This window comes from Franconibacter sp. IITDAS19 (assembly GCF_023079515.1).
GTDB classification, from domain to species: Bacteria; Pseudomonadota; Gammaproteobacteria; order Enterobacterales; family Enterobacteriaceae; genus Franconibacter; species Franconibacter pulveris.
In genome coordinates, this window is record NZ_JALJCP010000010.1 from 25,073 (window position 1) to 40,863 (window position 15,791).

Annotated in this window: 16 protein-coding genes; 9 read left to right on the plus strand and 7 right to left on the minus strand. The window is 59.4% G+C overall.

Translation table 11 applies throughout. From position 1 onward, the window contains the following. Positions 1-131 precede the first annotated feature (131 nt). The 4 genes from yiiM to rhaS (MT962_RS19775) form a co-directional block, all read right to left on the minus strand. The gene (gene yiiM / locus MT962_RS19760; protein WP_188724360.1) at positions 132-809 is read right to left on the minus strand and encodes a 6-hydroxyaminopurine reductase; all 678 of its coding nucleotides are present in this window, start codon (positions 807-809) and stop codon (positions 132-134) included. 70 nt (positions 810-879) lie between these two features. Beyond that, positions 880-1,500: a superoxide dismutase [Mn] gene (gene sodA, locus MT962_RS19765; protein ID WP_024556751.1), complete on the minus strand. Its 621-nt coding sequence runs from the start codon at positions 1,498-1,500 to the stop codon at positions 880-882. A gap of 317 nt (positions 1,501-1,817) precedes the next feature. Continuing rightward, a complete protein-coding gene (gene rhaR / locus MT962_RS19770) occupies positions 1,818-2,672 on the minus strand; it encodes an HTH-type transcriptional activator RhaR (RefSeq protein ID WP_024556752.1) in 855 nt (284 codons plus the stop codon). 73 nt (positions 2,673-2,745) lie between these two features. Next, positions 2,746-3,582, minus strand: coding sequence for an HTH-type transcriptional activator RhaS (gene rhaS / locus MT962_RS19775; RefSeq protein ID WP_024561834.1), 837 nt, complete (start codon positions 3,580-3,582; stop codon positions 2,746-2,748). Between the two features lie 300 nt (positions 3,583-3,882). Here rhaS (MT962_RS19775) and rhaB point away from each other — a divergent pair, with 300 nt between their 5' ends. From rhaB to rhaM, 9 genes are all read left to right on the plus strand, one after another. Further along, entirely contained in the window at positions 3,883-5,355 is a 1,473-nt protein-coding gene (rhaB, locus tag MT962_RS19780; RefSeq protein ID WP_247366285.1) for a rhamnulokinase, read from the plus strand. Beyond that, positions 5,352-6,608 (plus strand): L-rhamnose isomerase, encoded by a 1,257-nt coding sequence (locus MT962_RS19785; RefSeq protein WP_024561836.1) that lies wholly within the window; start codon positions 5,352-5,354, stop codon positions 6,606-6,608. Before rhaB ends, MT962_RS19785 begins: the two co-directional genes overlap by 4 nt. A gap of 9 nt (positions 6,609-6,617) precedes the next feature. Further along, positions 6,618-7,442 carry a rhamnulose-1-phosphate aldolase gene (gene rhaD / locus MT962_RS19790; protein WP_048887619.1) on the plus strand — a complete coding sequence of 275 codons (825 nt, stop codon included), beginning with the start codon at positions 6,618-6,620 and terminating at the stop codon, positions 7,440-7,442. 99 nt (positions 7,443-7,541) lie between these two features. Next, positions 7,542-8,534 carry a rhamnose ABC transporter substrate-binding protein gene (rhaS, locus tag MT962_RS19795; protein WP_024556757.1) on the plus strand — a complete coding sequence of 331 codons (993 nt, stop codon included), beginning with the start codon at positions 7,542-7,544 and terminating at the stop codon, positions 8,532-8,534. 130 nt (positions 8,535-8,664) lie between these two features. Further along, a complete protein-coding gene (locus MT962_RS19800; RefSeq protein WP_247366286.1) occupies positions 8,665-10,176 on the plus strand; it encodes a sugar ABC transporter ATP-binding protein in 1,512 nt (503 codons plus the stop codon). Then, positions 10,176-11,180 carry an ABC transporter permease gene (locus MT962_RS19805; RefSeq protein ID WP_029590122.1) on the plus strand — a complete coding sequence of 335 codons (1,005 nt, stop codon included), beginning with the start codon at positions 10,176-10,178 and terminating at the stop codon, positions 11,178-11,180. Before MT962_RS19800 ends, MT962_RS19805 begins: the two co-directional genes overlap by 1 nt. Further along, positions 11,177-12,181 carry an ABC transporter permease gene (locus MT962_RS19810; RefSeq protein ID WP_247366287.1) on the plus strand — a complete coding sequence of 335 codons (1,005 nt, stop codon included), beginning with the start codon at positions 11,177-11,179 and terminating at the stop codon, positions 12,179-12,181. The genes MT962_RS19805 and MT962_RS19810 overlap by 4 nt, the downstream gene beginning before the upstream one ends. Before the next feature lie 120 nt (positions 12,182-12,301). After that, positions 12,302-13,450 carry a lactaldehyde reductase gene (gene fucO, locus MT962_RS19815; RefSeq protein ID WP_247366288.1) on the plus strand — a complete coding sequence of 383 codons (1,149 nt, stop codon included), beginning with the start codon at positions 12,302-12,304 and terminating at the stop codon, positions 13,448-13,450. Continuing rightward, positions 13,447-13,761 (plus strand): L-rhamnose mutarotase, encoded by a 315-nt coding sequence (gene rhaM, locus MT962_RS19820; RefSeq protein WP_024556762.1) that lies wholly within the window; start codon positions 13,447-13,449, stop codon positions 13,759-13,761. Before fucO ends, rhaM begins: the two co-directional genes overlap by 4 nt. A 46-nt stretch (positions 13,762-13,807) precedes the next feature. Here rhaM and MT962_RS19825 read toward each other — a convergent pair whose 3' ends face one another. The 3 genes from MT962_RS19825 to MT962_RS19835 form a co-directional block, all read right to left on the minus strand. Next, positions 13,808-14,104: a type II toxin-antitoxin system RelE/ParE family toxin gene (locus tag MT962_RS19825; protein ID WP_024556763.1), complete on the minus strand. Its 297-nt coding sequence runs from the start codon at positions 14,102-14,104 to the stop codon at positions 13,808-13,810. Then, entirely contained in the window at positions 14,088-14,357 is a 270-nt protein-coding gene (locus MT962_RS19830; protein WP_024556764.1) for a type II toxin-antitoxin system ParD family antitoxin, read from the minus strand. Before MT962_RS19830 ends, MT962_RS19825 begins: the two co-directional genes overlap by 17 nt. Positions 14,358-14,474: 117 nt before the next feature. Then, on the minus strand, positions 14,475-15,737 hold the full coding sequence (locus MT962_RS19835; RefSeq protein WP_247366289.1) for an MFS transporter: 1,263 nt from the start codon (positions 15,735-15,737) through the stop codon (positions 14,475-14,477). Positions 15,738-15,791 lie beyond the last annotated feature (54 nt).

Consider the following 15,791-nt stretch of genomic DNA (forward strand, 5'->3'; position numbering starts at 1 on the left):
GGCCTGCAAGGGTGAAGCATCCTCAGTGACTCTCACCTTCACCTCAAATCGGCTGAAATTGAGGTGATGATGGTTAGCCTCTGATAAAACGGCAAGCCTCATGATGTAACACCAGCCGCCCTGGCAGCAACTTACCCTCTGCCCCATAACCTGCGCGAAAAGCTTTCTATCTTGCCGCTAAGACGCCGCTTCTGCATGGTTTTCGCCCAGCTGGCAGAAAGCCCGGCGGCGCTCAGCAAGCGATGGTACTGCTCATCATCGAATGGGTTGTGCCAGGCGATGGCGGCGGCCTCTTTTACCGAAACGCCGCTTACGCGCGACACTAACGCCAGCGGCGCGTCGGCGGCGACCTTGCCTTCTGCAATGACCCGGTAAAGCCAGCCGCAGCGCGTTTTCTCCTGCATCAGACCGGAAAGGTCGCCGATACCAGAGTGAAAATTCACTTTGAAGCAGGGCGATCGCGGCTGGGTGACCTGAATCAGCGCGTCGCCCCACTGAAAGATATCGCCGATAAAGACATTCGCTTCCGTAAGCCCGACGGTGGAGAGGTTTTCGCCAAAAGCGGGAGCGACAAACCACGCCGCCTGCTCGGGAAACTCCCGCGCCCACTGCTCATAATGCTCGCGCGGATAGTGGCACAGCGCCCGGTCCGGCCCGCCGTGGATCTTTTTCTCTGCCTGCTGGTCGCCCACCAGCCCGCGGTCGGTCAGGGATAATTCGCCCTCCACCTGCACTTTGCCGATGGCGCTGGGCCGCGAGCCTTCATACTCACGCACCTTGCCGATAAAAACGGTTACGGGATACTCCATTCGCGCCTCCTTATGCGGATATAAAAAAAGCGAGCCATCAGGCTCGCTTCTTAGCGGTCATTTTGCAATCTTATTTCTGAGAAGCGAAACGCTCAGCCGCTTCGTCCCAGTTCACCACGTTCCAGAACTCTTTGATGTAGTCCGGACGACGGTTCTGGAATTTCAGGTAGTAAGCGTGCTCCCACACGTCCAGGCCCAGGATCGGGTAGCCGGAAGCGCCGGAGATAGCTTCGCCCATCAGCGGGGAATCCTGGTTAGCGGTGGAAACCACGGCCAGCTTATCGCCCTGCTTAACCAGCCACGCCCAGCCGGAGCCGAAACGGGTAGCCGCCGCTTTTTCGAACTCTTCTTTGAATTTCTCAACGGAGCCGAAGTCGCGCTCGATAGCCGCTTTCAGGTCGCCCTGCAGGGTGGTGCCTTTTTTCAGGCCTTTCCAGAACAGGCTGTGGTTAGCGTGGCCGCCTGCGTTGTTACGCAGAACGGTTTTCTTGTCAGCCGGCACCTGATCCAGTTTAGTGATCAGCTCTTCCACCGGCAGGTTAGCGAATTCCGGCAGGCTTTCCAGCGCCGCGTTGGCGTTGTTAACGTAAGTCTGGTGATGTTTGGTGTGATGGATTTCCATCGTCTGCTTGTCGAAATGCGGTTCCAGGGCGTCGTAAGCATACGGCAGGGAAGGCAGTGTATAGCTCATAATCATCTCCATTTATTGTCGGGCGGCAGAGGGGTGTTAACGCCGCGTAAGCAGTGGGTTCATTATAGTTAATTAAGTGATATTGAAAATGTTTATCAATGCCGCAGTTTTAATAAGGTTATAAATTTTCTTTCTAATGCCTGGAATTGGCGCAGCGCAGCGTAACCCACTTGCCTGTGCGAAGCGCCGTTTACCCGCCTGAAGCGGGGCTTGCAGCCCTTCTGGTGATGTGGCGCTTGCTTCTTAATTTTTCGGAAACTTTTAACTCCGGCCATTCTTCACACTCATTTACGTGAAACAAATTATGAAACAGGGCCTTACGACGCTTTATTAAGAGAAACGCCGAACTGCTGGCGCCATACGCGCGGCGTTACGCCCGTCTCACGCGTAAACACCACCGAGAAGTAATTGCTGTCTTCAAAGCCGCAGCGCGAGGCGATATCGCTAATCAGCATCTCGGTATGGCGCAGCAGATATTGCGCCTGGCAGATGCGCAGCTGACGCAGGTACTGGCTGATGGTCATACCGGTCTGCTGGCGGAAAAGCTGGCGCAGCGGCCGCTCTGGCGCCTGGTGACGCTCGCAAAAACGCGCCAGGTCAAAATCCGTTTCCAGGCTTTTACCGAGCGCGGCGATAAGCAGATCGAGCGTTTCGCCCTGCTCCGTCGCCGCGTCGTCGGCGGGCTGATAACGGTGGCGGCGCAGCGTGATGCAAAGCTGCAAAAAGAGGCTCTCCGCCAGACACTGCGACAGCGCATCGGGCTTCACGCTCTCATGCTCCAGCTGGTTGATGAGCTGGCGCGCCTGCGCCATCCCCTGACTTCCCAGCCGCCAGCGCGCTTCGCTGCCGCGCGGCGGTTGCAAAAGCTCCGCCCAGTCCACGTTGAGGCGCAGCCGCTCGGGGCAATAGATGATGTTATGCAGCACCAGGTCGTTCACCGCCTGATAGCTGTGGCGGTCTTCGGCGCGAATGTAAAAGAGATCGCCGCAGGTGATGCGCCAGGGCCGGTCGTTAAGCACGTGCAGGCCATTGCCGCGCCACACCAGCACCAGTTCGCAGAAGTCGTGGGAATGCTCGGCGAAGACATTTTGCGGATAGCGATCCGCCACCGCGACGGCCTGGACGGCGGTGGCGAAAAAGTCATCTTTTTTGAGGATTACCTGGTCGGCCACAACACGCCCCTGGAAGCTAAATAGTCAGAAAGTATCGACGTTTTTGGCGCGTAAGAGGGTGATTTGTCTCGCGTTACTGAAACGGGCAGTCGCGCCCGAGACGAATTTCGCGCGGCGACCAGCAGAACTCGCGCTTAAACAGCGTGGAGAAATGGTTGCTGTCGCCAAAGCCGCACTGGTAAGCAATATCGGTCACGCTCTCCTCGCTGTGGCGTAGCAGATGGCGCGCCTTAATCAGCCGCAGGCGGTTCAGGTAACGCTGCGGCGTCAGGCCGGTTTGCTGCTTCAGTTGCCGGTGCAGCGTTCTGAGGGAGAGGCTGAATTTATCGGCGAGCTGCTCCCAGCACACCTCCTCGGCGAAATGGTCTTCAAGCCAGGCGATCATCTGATTAAGCCGCTCGTCAGCTTTGCCGCTGTTTTCCGCCAGGCTGCTCTTACGCAGCAAAATCAGCAACTGCATAAAGAGGATCTCGCGGTTAGCGATGGCGGGGGTATCGGCGGCTTCGCCCAGCGCTTCTATCTGTTCGATAAGCCCGCGCACCTGCTGCAACACCTGCTGGCCCACCCGCCAGTGAGAGGCGTAGTTGCCGTCCTGCTCCTGCGGCAGCAGCCGCTCCAGCCCGGCGATAAACGAAAACGCGTCCGGCGCGCGGTAAAGCACGTTCGTCAGACAGAGGTTTTCGGTGTGCTCGAAAAGGTGCCGGTCGTGGTCGCGCACAAAGCAAACGGAACCGCCGCTCAGCGTATAGGGCTGGCCGTTGAAAATATGAGTACCGGTGCCGTGCTCAACAATCACGATTTCCCAGAAGTCGTGATGATGTTCTGGAAACGCCGCCTGCGGCAGCCGCGGTTCAATCGCTACCGTGGCATTGCCCGACGGGAAAAAATCAGCGCCGTATAAGACCGTCATGTTCGCCTCCTTCGCACCAGAAAGTAGCGTGATAGTAGTTAACCGCCCGGCGCCTCACCTTAAATTTCCGACAGGAAAACGCGCAAACTGCGCACGTTTTTTAAGAAACGACAGGAAAGATCCAGAAATGCGGCGAAGCTCACAGGGCCATGCTTCGCCCTCTAAACGCTGAACTGTGAAATCCCTCACGTTTACCTTTGTTCTGTTGCCAGCCGCAGTTTAGCGCTGTCAGTAACGTGAAGGTAACGGGCTGCGCGCCTTTTTAAACTGCGGGTAACGATTCAGACAAGGATACCCGCCATGACTCTTCGCCATAGCGTTGCCGTTGACCTGGGCGCCTCCAGCGGTCGCGTGATGCTGGCGCGTTACGACAGCGCGACCCGCGACCTGCAACTGCGCGAAATCCACCGCTTCGCCAACAGCCTTAAGCCTCTTGAAGGCTTTGCTACCTGGGACGTGGACGTGCTGGAGGGCGAGATACGTATTGGGTTGCAGAAAGCCTGCGATGAAGCAAACGCTATCGACAGTATCGGCATCGACACCTGGGGCGTGGATTTCGTCTTGCTGGATAAAGCGGGCAACCGCGTCGGGCTGCCGGTTTCCTATCGCGACAGCCGCACGGAAGGGGTGATGCTGCGGGCATGCGCAGAACTGGGCCGCGAAGCTATCTATCGTCGCACCGGCATTCAGTTTCTGCCGTTTAACACGCTCTATCAGCTACGCGCGCTCGCCGAACAGCAGCCGGAACTGCTGGCGCAGGCCGAGCACGCGCTGCTGATGCCCGACTACCTCTGCTACCGCCTTACCGGCGAGCTGAACTGGGAATACACCAACGCCACCACCACGCAACTGATCAACATTCACACCGGCGCCTGGGATGAAACGCTGCTGGCGTGGGCGGGCGTGCCGACGCGCTGGTTTGGCGCCCCCACCCGTCCGGGCAAGGTTATCGGCCACTGGGTTTGCCGCGAAGGCCGGTCTGTGCCGGTGGTGTGCGTCGCCACTCACGATACCGCCAGCGCGGTTATCGCCGCGCCTTTGCAGGATAGCGACGCCGCCTGGATCTCCTCCGGCACCTGGTCGCTGATGGGTTTTGAGAGCAGCACCCCGTACGCCAGCGAGCAGGCGCTGGCCGCCAACATCACCAACGAAGGCGGCGCGCAAGGGCGCTACCGCGTGCTGAAAAACATTATGGGGCTGTGGCTGCTGCAACGCGTAACCAAAGAACAGAACGTGAGCGACCTGCCGGGGCTTATCCAGCAGGCGCAGCAGCTTCCGGCCTGTCGGTTTGTGATTAACCCCAACGACGACCGCTTTATCAATCCGCAGAGCATGAGCGACGAAATTCAGGCCGCCTGCCGGGAAAGCGGCCAGCCCGTCCCGCAAAGCGCGGCGGAGCTGGCGCGCTGCATCTTCGACAGCCTGGCGCTGCTGTATGCGCAGGTCTTGCAGGAGCTGGCGCAGCTTCGCGGCAAGCCCTTTACCCGTCTGCATATCGTGGGCGGCGGCAGCCAGAACCGCTTCTTAAACCAGCTTTGCGCCGACGCCTGCGGCATCCCGGTCACCGCCGGGCCGGTGGAAGCCTCCACCCTTGGCAATATCGGCTGCCAGCTGATGGCGCTTGATGAGATAGCGGATGTGGACGATTTCCGCCGGCTCATCGCCGCCAGCCACCCGCAGGAGGCGTTTCTTCCCCGTACAGACAGCGAAATTGCCCGCTTCGTTGCGCAGTTTCAGCACAACCCAAAAACACGTAAGGAGCTTTGCGCATGACCACTCACATTCATCAGGCCTGGGAACTGGCGAAACAGCGCTTCGCCGCCGTCGGGGTTGACGCCGACGAGGCGCTGCGCCAGCTCGACCGCCTGCCGGTCTCCATGCACTGCTGGCAAGGCGATGACGTCGCCGGGTTTGAGAACCCGCAGGGCGGGCTGACCGGCGGCATTCAGGCCACCGGCAACTACCCGGGCAAAGCGCGCAACGCCGATGAACTGCGCGCCGACCTCGAACAGGCGATGCGCCTGATCCCAGGACCGAAGCGCCTTAATCTGCACGCTATTTATCGGGAAGCCGACGCCCCGGTGGCGCGCAACGAGATCAAGCCGCAGCACTTTGAAAACTGGGTCGCGTGGGCGAGAAAACAACAGCTGGGGCTCGACTTCAACCCCTCCTGCTTTTCGCACCCGCTGAGCGCCGACGGCTTTACCCTTTCGCACGCCAACCCGGAAATTCGTCAGTTCTGGATTGAGCACTGCCAGGCGAGCCGCCGCGTTTCCGCGTACTTCGGCGAGCAGCTCGGCACCCCGTCGGTGATGAATATCTGGATCCCGGACGGCATGAAGGATATGCCGGTGGACCGTCTGGCGCCGCGTCAACGCTTGCTGTCGGCGCTGGATGAGGTGATTAGCGAAAAGCTTAACCCGGCGCACCATATTGACGCCGTGGAGAGCAAGCTGTTCGGCATCGGCGCGGAAAGCTACACCGTCGGCTCCAACGAGTTCTGTCTGGGTTACGCCGCCAGTCGCCAGACCGCACTTTGCCTGGACGCCGGGCACTTCCACCCGACTGAAGTTATCTCCGACAAAATCTCCAGCGCGATGCTCTACGTGCCGCGCCTGCTTTTGCACGTCAGCCGCCCGGTGCGCTGGGACAGCGATCACGTCGTGCTGCTGGATGACGAAACCCAGGCCATCGCCAGCGAAATTATCCGCCACGACCTCTTCGACCGCGTGCACATCGGCCTGGATTTCTTCGACGCCTCCATCAACCGCATCGCCGCCTGGGTGATTGGCACCCGCAACATGAAAAAAGCGCTGCTGCGCGCGCTGCTGGAGCCTACCGCCCTGCTGCGCCAGCTGGAGCGGGAAGGCGATTACACCGGCCGCCTGGCGCTGCTGGAAGAGCAAAAATCGCTGCCGTGGCAGGCGGTCTGGGAGATGTACTGCCAGCAGCACGACGCCCCGGCCGACGCCGCCTGGCTTACCGCCGTCCGTCACTATGAACAACACGTCTTAAGCAAGCGCTAAGGAGCACTCATGCAACGCATTCTTTCTTCCTGGTTCGTACAGGGTATGGTGAAAGCCACCAGCGATATGTGGCTGAAGGGCTGGGACGAGCGTAACGGCGGCAACGTGAGCCTGCGCCTGGAGGCCGCCGACGTGGAGCCTTATCGCAACGAGTTTTACCCGCAGCCGCGCTGCGTGGAGCTGAGCGAACCCCGCCCGGAGCTGGCGGGCTGCTGGTTCCTGGTCACCGGCTCGGGGAAATTTTTCCGCAACGTGCAGCTCGACCCGGCGGACACGCTGGTGCTGCTGCAAATCACCGACGACGGCATGGCCTATCACCTCCACTGGGGGCTGACCAACGGCGGCCTGCCGACCTCAGAGCTTGCTTCGCACTTTCAGTCGCACGCGGTGCGCAAGGCGGTTTCCGGCGGCAAAGACCGGGTGATCATGCACTGCCACGCCACCAATCTTATCGCCCTGAGCTTCGTGCTGGAGCTTAATGAAGCACGCTTCACCCGCATGCTGTGGGAAGGCAGCACCGAGTGCCTGGTGGTCTTCCCCGACGGCGTCGGCATCGTGCCGTGGATGGTGCCGGGCACCGACGGCATCGGCACCGCCACCTCGGAACAGATGAAAACCCACACGCTGGTGCTGTGGCCGCACCACGGCATTTTCGGCACCGGCCCGACGCTGGATGACGCCTTCGGCCTTATCGACACCGCGGAAAAGTCGGCGGAAATCCTGGTCAAAGTCATCGCTATGGGGGGTATGAAACAGACCATTACCCGTGAAGAATTAATTGCGCTGGGGGAGCGTTTCGGCGTTACCCCGCACGCCGGCGCCATTGCCCTTTAAATAACAACATCGCCCGACGCTCAGGTCGCCACAGGGCGGCCTTAGACGATCGTGAACCTCTCTACCTGCAAACTGCGTCACTACGTGGAGTACAAGCAAATGAAAATAAAAGCGATTTTAGGTTGTACACTCACCGTTGCCACCCTGGCGTTGTCCGGTTCCGCCCTGGCCGAAGTGAAAATCGCCCTGGTGGCGAAATCACTCGGCAACGGGTTTTTCGAAGCAGCGAACGTAGGGGCTCAGGAAGCCGCTAAAGAGCTGGGAGATGTGAAAGTCATTTACACCGGCCCCACCACCACCACCGCCGAAGCGCAGATCGAAGTGCTTAACGGGCTGATCGCCCAGGGTGTGGACGCGATCGCCATCTCCGCCAACGATCCCGACGCTGTGGTGCCGGTGCTGAAAAAAGCGATGCAGCGCGGCATTAAGGTGGTCTCCTGGGATTCCGGCGTGGCGAAAGAGGGCCGCCAGATCCACCTCAACCCCTCCAACAACGCGCTGATTGGCGAAACCAACGTCAGGCTCGCCGCCGACGCGCTGAAAGCGCTGAACGTCGAAAAAGGCGATGTGGCGATTTTAAGCGCCACCCCCACCTCGACGAACCAGAACACCTGGATTGCCGAGATGAAAAAGGTGCTGCCGAACTACCCGTCGGTCAACCTGGTGACGGTGGCCTATGGCGACGACCTTTCTGATAAAAGCTACCGCGAAGCGGTGGGGTTGCTGAAGTCTTACCCCAACCTGAAAGTGATCGTCTCACCCTCCTCGGTGGGGATTGTGGCGGCGGCGCAGGCGGTGAAAGACCAGGGCAAAATCGGCCAGGTCTACGTGACGGGCCTGGGGCTGCCGTCTGAAATGGCGGGGGCGGTGAAATCGGGCGCGTCGAAAAGCTTCGCCATCTGGAACCCTATCGATCTGGGCTATGCGGCGACCTATCTGGCGGATGATCTGGTGAAAGGGTCGGCGACCAAAACCGAAGCGAGCATGGGCAAGCTCGGCAAAGTGAAGCTTGATGCCGAAGGCAACGGGGCGATGGCGGAGCCGTTCGTCTACGATGCCAGCAATATTGATAAGTTCTCGAAGATTTTCTGAGGCGGTACGGCCGAACAAGGCCACTGAACGGTGGGTGGCGCGTCGCTTACCCACCCTGCAACCTCCTGACCGTAGACGCGTTGGCGAAAAAACGCCGCGGCTATGGTCGCTCAGAAAAAGGAGCATCAGTATGACGGCATCCACCCCTCTGCTGTCGCTTAAGGGCATCACCAAGGTTTTCCCTGGGGTGCGTGCGCTTGAGAACGTACAGCTCGATCTCTGGCCCGGTCGCGTGACGGCGCTGATTGGCGAAAACGGCGCGGGCAAATCCACGCTGGTCAAGGTAATGACCGGCATTTACCAGCCGGACGCGGGCGAACTGCTCTACAAAGCGATTCCCATCAGCCTGCCCAACCCGGAAGCGGCGCACAAGGTCGGCATCACCGCCATCCATCAGGAAACGGTGCTGTTTGACGAGCTCACCGTGACAGAGAACATTTTCGTCGGCCACTATCTGTATCGCGGGCTATTTAAAAAGCTCGATTGGGCCGCCATGCACCAGCAGGCGTGCGAGATCCTGCGGCGCCTTGAGGTGAATATCGACCCGCGCGCGGTGCTGAAAACCTTAAGCATCGCCCAGCGGCATATGGTGGCGATTGCCCGCGCGCTCTCTTTCGACGCGCAGGTGGTGATTCTGGATGAGCCCACCGCCGCCCTCTCCCAGCATGAGATCCTGGAGTTTTATCAGATTGTCGAGCGCCTGAAGCAGGAAGGCAAAGCCATCCTGTTTATCTCGCACAAGTTCGATGAAATTTTCGAACTGGCGGACCACTACACCATTCTGCGCGACGGCGCGTTTGTCAGCGCAGGCGACATTGCCGGCATCACCGAAGAGAAAATGGTGGCGATGATGGTAGGGCGCGCCATCACGCAAACCTACCCGAAAGTGGCCTGCGAACCAGGCGAAACGGTGCTGGAGGTCAAAGACCTTTGCCATCCGACGGAGTTTGCCCATATCAGCTTTTCGCTGCGCAAAGGCGAAATCCTCGGCTTCTACGGGCTGGTGGGCGCCGGGCGCACCGAGCTTATGCAGGCGCTGTGCGGGGTGACGCGCCCTGCCAGCGGCGAAATCATCCTTAACGGCAAAACGGCGCAGTTCCGCCAGCCGGCGGACGCCATCGAAGCGGGCATTGTCTACGTGCCGGAAGAGCGCCAGAAACAGGGGGCGATTATCGAGCTGCCCATCAGCCAGAACATTAGCCTGCCGCAGCTTAAGCGGCTGAACCCCAACGGCATTCTGCATGACGACCGCGAGTGGCAGCTTGCCGAAGAGTACGCCCGCCGCTTGCAGGTTAAAGCCTTCAGCTGGCGCCAGCCGGTGGAGACGCTCTCCGGCGGCAACCAGCAAAAGGTGGTCATTGGCAAATGGCTCGCCACCCAGCCCACCGTCATCATTCTGGATGAGCCCACCAAAGGCATCGACATCGGCTCGAAAGCCGCGGTGCATCAGTTTATGTCGGAGCTGGTAAGCCAGGGGCTGGCGGTGATTATGGTCTCGTCCGAGCTGCCGGAAGTGATGGGCATGGCGGACCGCATCATCGTAATGCACGAAGGGCTGATGGCAGCGGAATACGGCGCGGGCAAAGCCACCGCCGAGAACATTGTCAGCGCCGCCAGCGGCGCGGGTCAGGAGGCGGCATGATGATGCAGAAATTACTCAGGCACCGCGAGGCGCTGCTCGGGCTGGTGATTGTGCTGATGCTGCTGGTCATCGGCAGCCGCGTGCCGTCGTTTTTGCGCCCGGCGAACCTGCTGGAGATGTTTAACGACACCGCCATTCTGATAATCCTCGCCCTCGGGCAGATGATGGTGCTGCTCACCAAAGGCATCGATCTCTCGATGGCCGCCAACCTGGCGCTCACCGGCATGATCGTCGCCCTGCTGAATTTCCACTATCCGGCTATCCCGGTCTGGGCTTTGCTGCTGCTCGCCACCGGGCTTGGCTTAATGATGGGGATAATCAACGGCCTGCTGGTCTGGAAGCTCGGCATTCCGGCGATTGTGGTGACGCTCGGCACCATGAGCATTTATCGCGGAATCATCTTTCTGCTCTCCGACGGCGGCTGGATCAACGCCCACCAGATGAGTCCGGATTTTCTCGGCCTGCCGCGCACCCCGGTGCTGGGGCTGCCGCTGCTGGGCTGGTGCGCTATCGCCGCGCTCATTCTGGTGAGCTATTTCCTGCGCTACAGCCGCACCGGACGGGCGCTTTACACCGCAGGCGGCAACGCCACGGCGGCCTACTACACCGGCATTAACGCCGGGAAAATGCAGTTCGTCAGCTTTTGCCTTTCCGGCGCGCTGGCGGGGTTCTGCGGCTATCTGTGGATCTCACGCTTCGCCGTCGCCTATGTGGATGTGGCAAACGGCTTTGAGTTGCAGGTGGTCGCCGCCTGCGTCATCGGCGGCATCAGCACCATGGGCGGCATCGGCCGGGTGATGGGCTGCCTGTTCGGCGCGTTATTCCTTGGCGTAATTAACAACGCGCTGCCGGTAATTGGCGTCTCGCCTTTCTGGCAGATGGCCATCTCAGGCCTGGTGATTGTTATCGCTGTCTTGCTCAACGAGCGCAGCAATAAACGCAAAGGACGGCTCATCCTGCGCGACGTCGCGCTTTCTCGTCAAAAAGAGGCGGTGAAACCATGAGTAAGATCCTTATCTCTGCGCCGACAGCGTCCCCTGCCGCCGCGCCGTCATTCTTTCGCCGCCTGCTGGGGTGGGAGGGTTTTCTGCTGGCGGTAACGCTGCTGGTTTTTATCGGTAACGCGCTGGCGTCGCCCTACTTTCTTAATATCTGGAACCTCTCCGACGCCACCTTCAACTTCACCGAAAAGGCGATCATCGTGCTGCCGATGGCGATGCTGATTATCGCGCGCGAAATCGACCTTTCCGTCGCTTCCACCATGGCGCTCAGCTCCACGGTGATGGGCTTTTGCGCCCAGGCGGGCATCGGCACGCCGCTGCTGGTCGGCGTGGGGCTTGCCGTGGGGTTGCTGTGCGGGCTGTTCAACGGCGTGCTGGTGACGCGCTTTAACCTCTCGTCGATTGTTATCACCATCGGCACCATGAGCCTGTATCGCGGCATTACCTACATTCTGCTGGGCGACCAGGCGCTAAACCACTACCCGGAGAGCTTCGCCTGGTTCGGCCAGGGGTATGTCTGGGGCGCGCTGTCGTTTGAATTTGCGCTCTTCCTGGTGCTGGCCGCCGTTTTCTGGTTTCTGCTGCATAAAACCAACTTTGGCCGCCGTACCTACGCCATCGGCAACAACCCGACCGGCGCCTGGTTTTCCGGCATTAACGTCAAGCGCCATAACCTGATCCTCTTCGCGCTGGTGGGGCTGATGGCCGGGCTTGCGGCGGTGCTGTTGACATCACGGCTCGGCAGCACGCGCCCGACCATCGCGCTCGGCTGGGAGCTTAGCGTGGTGACCATGGCGGTGCTGGGCGGCGTCAATATTCTTGGCGGCTCGGGCAGCATGGGAGGCGTAATTATCGCCGCCTTCCTGATGGGGCTTTTGACCTTTGGCCTGAGCCTGCTCAACGTGCCGGGCATTGTGATGTCGATTATCGTCGGCCTGATGCTGATTACGGTGATAACGCTGCCGATCATCACCCGCCGCCTGATGGCGCGAAGACGCATTTAACTCCTCACCCGGCCAGTGCGGCAGGCGTAAGGCGGGTCAGCGAAGCGCCACCCGCCTTTAACCCAAAGGAACAGGGTGAGGGGAAACGATTTCCCAAAATCAACGTTAAGGAGAAGTATCATGAGCTTTATGCTGGCGTTACCGAAAATCAGCCTGCATGGCGCAGGCGCTATTGGCGACATGGTGAAACTGGTGGCGGGCAAGTCGTGGGGCAAGGCGCTGATTGTCACCGACGGGCACCTGGTGAAACTGGGCCTGCTGGAGAGCCTTTTCGCCGCGCTGGATGCGCATCAACTCTCTTATGAACTGTTCGACGCGGTTTTCCCGAACCCCACTGAGGCGCTGGTGCAGCAGGGTTATGACGCTTACCGGAACGCCGAATGCGATTACCTGATAGCCTTTGGCGGCGGCAGCCCGATAGACACCGCCAAGGCGATTAAAATTCTGACCGCCAACCCCGGCCCTTCAACGAATTATTTCGGCGTCGGCAAAGTAACCCATGCCGGCGTGCCGCTGGTCGCCATCAACACCACGGCGGGCACCGCCGCCGAAATGACCAGCAACGCGGTGATCATCAACGCCGAACGCCAGGTAAAAGAGGTGATTATCGACCCGAACATTATTCCCGATATTGCCGTGGATGACGCAAGCGTCATGCTGGATATTCCCGCCGCGGTAACCGCCGCTACCGGCATGGACGCGCTGACCCATGCGGTGGAGGCATATGTTTCCGTGGGCGCGCACCCGTTGACCGACGCCAACGCGCTGGAAGCGATTCGCCTGATTAGCCAGTGGCTGCCGAAAGCGGTGGAAGAGGGGCATAACCTCGAAGCGCGTGAAATGATGGCTTACGGCCAGTATCTGGCGGGCATGGCCTTTAACAGCGCGGGCTTAGGGCTGGTGCACGCGCTGGCCCACCAGCCTGGCGCGACGCATAACCTGCCGCACGGTGTCTGCAACGCCATCCTGCTGCCTGTCATCGAAAACTTTAACCGCCCGAGCGCGGTGGCGCGCTTCGCCCGCGTGGCGCAGGCGATGGGCGTCAATATCCAGGGCATGAGCGACGAGCAGGCGAGCCAGCAGGCGATTACCGCTATTCGCGCCCTTTCCGCCCGCGTCGGCATCCCTTCCGGCTTCAGTAAGCTTGGCGTGACCAAAGCGGATATCGAAGGCTGGCTTGATAAGGCGCTGGCGGACCCGTGCGCGCCCTGTAACCCACGCCGCGCGACCCGCGAAGAGGTGCGCGAGCTTTATCTGGAGGCGCTATGATCCGCAAAGCGTTTGTCATGCAGGTCAACCCCGGCGCTCATGAAGAGTACCAGCGCCGCCACTCGCCCATCTGGCCGGAGCTGGAGGCGGTGCTTAAACAGCACGGCGCGCATCATTATGCGATTTACCTCGACGCTGAGCGCAACCTGCTGTTCGCCACCGTGGAAATCGAGAGCGAAGCGCGCTGGAACGCCGTGGCGGATACCGACGTCTGCCAGCGCTGGTGGCGGCACATGCGGGAGATTATGCCAGCCAACCCGGACAACAGCCCGGTCAGCCGGGAGCTCAAAGAGGTGTTTTATCTGGAGTGAGACGCAAAAAGCCCGCTGAAGCGGGCTTTTTATTGCGGATGCGGCTTTATGCCTCTAAGTGACTGAGCACATCCTGGGAATGATGCAAGACGCGAATAATAACGATAGCTTCCGGTTGCGGGGTAAAAAACAGAACATGGCTGGCGCAAACCTGAGAATAGATTCCAGAACCCAATTCCTTTCGTCTAACACCCATTTGATATCGGGCCAGATTCTCAAACATGGTCGACAGACGCTTTATATAGCTGTCGGCTTGCGCCACGCCAAAGCGCTCAAAACCGTATAACCATATGGCTGCCATGTCTTCATGCGCTTTTGGCGTTAATTTAATCCGCTTCTTCATTATTACGCCGAACCCTGGCTTTAAGATAATCAAGGAAAGCATCCTGCTTCCATTCCTGTGGTTCGCCGCTGTTTACGCCTTCAGCAAGCTGCTCGCGAAGTTGAGCAAGACGAGAACCAGCCTGCTTTTCACGCAATAAACGCAATGAATCCCGAATCACCTCACTTTGGGTACGATAATCTCCCGCGGCAATCAGCGATTCGACAAAATCACGCAACTCATCGCCTAAATCTACCGTCATGGTGCGCGCCATATATGTCACCCTTTGTAAGAACTATTCTTACAAAGAGTATCGCTTGCTAAATTTCCGTGCAACGTCGCGATGAGCAATAAGCCCGCTGATGCGGGCTTATTGCGCTTTACTAACGCCTCACGCCTTCACCGTCTCTTTTAACGCCACCCCTGGCCGGTGGTTTGAGAGGGTAAACGCGGAAACGACCGTGATCCCCAGCACGATGCTGCCGAGAATGAGATAGGTGTCCTGGAAACCTATCCGGTCATACATATTGCCGGCGAAGGCGGAGAGGAAAATCGCCGCCATTTGCTTGGCGAACTGGAAGCCAATCAGGTAGATGGTGGCCGACAGGCGGGTATCGAACACGCCGGTAATGTACTTAAACGCGCCTACCAGCAGGAACGGCACCTCAAGCGCGTGCAGCATCTTCAGCGCGATAACTTCATAAACGGTAGTGGCGAACGCCGAGCCGATGATGCGCGTCGCCATAATAGCGCCTGCGATCAGCAGCGTGTTTTTCGCGCCGATGCGGTTAATTATCCATGGCGAGCAGAACATGATAATGGCGTTGCACATCTCGCCTGCCGTCGTAGCGAAGCCGAACGCCTGAGTGCCTGCCTGCGGCGTCGGGAAGAACGATTTAAAGAAGGTGGCGAACTGCTGGTCGAAAACATCGTATACGCAGGCCACGCCTATCACATAAAGAATAAACATCCACAGCTTCGGCAGGCGAAACAGGCCCAGCGCCATCTTCGCCGTCACCTGCGGCTGGTTGGCGCCAAGCGCGTTCATCACCTGGGCGTTCGGGTTGGCGCGCGGACGGGCGATAAGCAGCAGCGCCATCAGGATGAGCGCCGCGCCGGAGCCCATCCAGAAGACCATTGCCGGGTTGACGTTAAACAGCATGCCCGCCGTCGAGGCGCACAGCCCCCAGCCAAGGCAGCCGAACATGCGCGCTTTGCCGTACTCAAACGCGCTGCTGCGACTCACGCGCTCGATATACGCCTCAATCGCCCCGGAACCGGAGGAGAAGCAAAAGCCGATGTACAGCCCGCCCGACAGCGCGCCGAGCCAGATATTTACCTTAAGAAGCGGCCCGAACACCCACAAAAAGAAAGGCGCGAACAGCACCAGCAAGGTGGTGATAATCCACAACAGATGTTTTTTCAGCCCCAGCTTGTCGGAAATCACGCCCAGCACCGGCTGAAAGGCGATAGCGAACAGCGACATGCAGGAGAAGACAATGCCGGTATCGGTTTTATTCAGGCCAATAACGTCCGAAAGCCAGATGGGCAGGAACGGAAAGCAGGTGGCCATAATGAAGAAATAGAAAAAGAAAAAGAGGCCGAAAATCCAGAAATTAGGGTTGTTTTTGTAGGTACAGGCGGTTGTCGTCATTATCGTTATCCTCGAAAGGCACACCATTACGGCGCCGCGCGGGCGGCGCCTCCA

What these genes read in the sequence shown, in the direction of transcription:
- MT962_RS19825 (WP_024556763.1), bottom strand. Translation starts at nt 14,104, where the DNA reads ATGAAGAAGCGGATTAAATTAACGCCAAAAGCGCATGAAGACATGGCA.
- rhaS (WP_024561834.1), bottom strand. Translation starts at nt 3,582, where the DNA reads ATGACGGTCTTATACGGCGCTGATTTTTTCCCGTCGGGCAATGCCACG.
- sodA (WP_024556751.1), bottom strand. Translation starts at nt 1,500, where the DNA reads ATGAGCTATACACTGCCTTCCCTGCCGTATGCTTACGACGCCCTGGAA.
- rhaD (WP_048887619.1), top strand. Translation starts at nt 6,618, where the DNA reads ATGCAACGCATTCTTTCTTCCTGGTTCGTACAGGGTATGGTGAAAGCC.
- MT962_RS19785 (WP_024561836.1), top strand. Translation starts at nt 5,352, where the DNA reads ATGACCACTCACATTCATCAGGCCTGGGAACTGGCGAAACAGCGCTTC.
- yiiM (WP_188724360.1), bottom strand. Translation starts at nt 809, where the DNA reads ATGGAGTATCCCGTAACCGTTTTTATCGGCAAGGTGCGTGAGTATGAA.
- MT962_RS19800 (WP_247366286.1), top strand. Translation starts at nt 8,665, where the DNA reads ATGACGGCATCCACCCCTCTGCTGTCGCTTAAGGGCATCACCAAGGTT.
- MT962_RS19805 (WP_029590122.1), top strand. Translation starts at nt 10,176, where the DNA reads ATGATGCAGAAATTACTCAGGCACCGCGAGGCGCTGCTCGGGCTGGTG.
- rhaB (WP_247366285.1), top strand. Translation starts at nt 3,883, where the DNA reads ATGACTCTTCGCCATAGCGTTGCCGTTGACCTGGGCGCCTCCAGCGGT.
- MT962_RS19830 (WP_024556764.1), bottom strand. Translation starts at nt 14,357, where the DNA reads ATGGCGCGCACCATGACGGTAGATTTAGGCGATGAGTTGCGTGATTTT.
- MT962_RS19835 (WP_247366289.1), bottom strand. Translation starts at nt 15,737, where the DNA reads ATGACGACAACCGCCTGTACCTACAAAAACAACCCTAATTTCTGGATT.
- MT962_RS19810 (WP_247366287.1), top strand. Translation starts at nt 11,177, where the DNA reads ATGAGTAAGATCCTTATCTCTGCGCCGACAGCGTCCCCTGCCGCCGCG.
- fucO (WP_247366288.1), top strand. Translation starts at nt 12,302, where the DNA reads ATGAGCTTTATGCTGGCGTTACCGAAAATCAGCCTGCATGGCGCAGGC.
- rhaM (WP_024556762.1), top strand. Translation starts at nt 13,447, where the DNA reads ATGATCCGCAAAGCGTTTGTCATGCAGGTCAACCCCGGCGCTCATGAA.
- rhaS (WP_024556757.1), top strand. Translation starts at nt 7,542, where the DNA reads ATGAAAATAAAAGCGATTTTAGGTTGTACACTCACCGTTGCCACCCTG.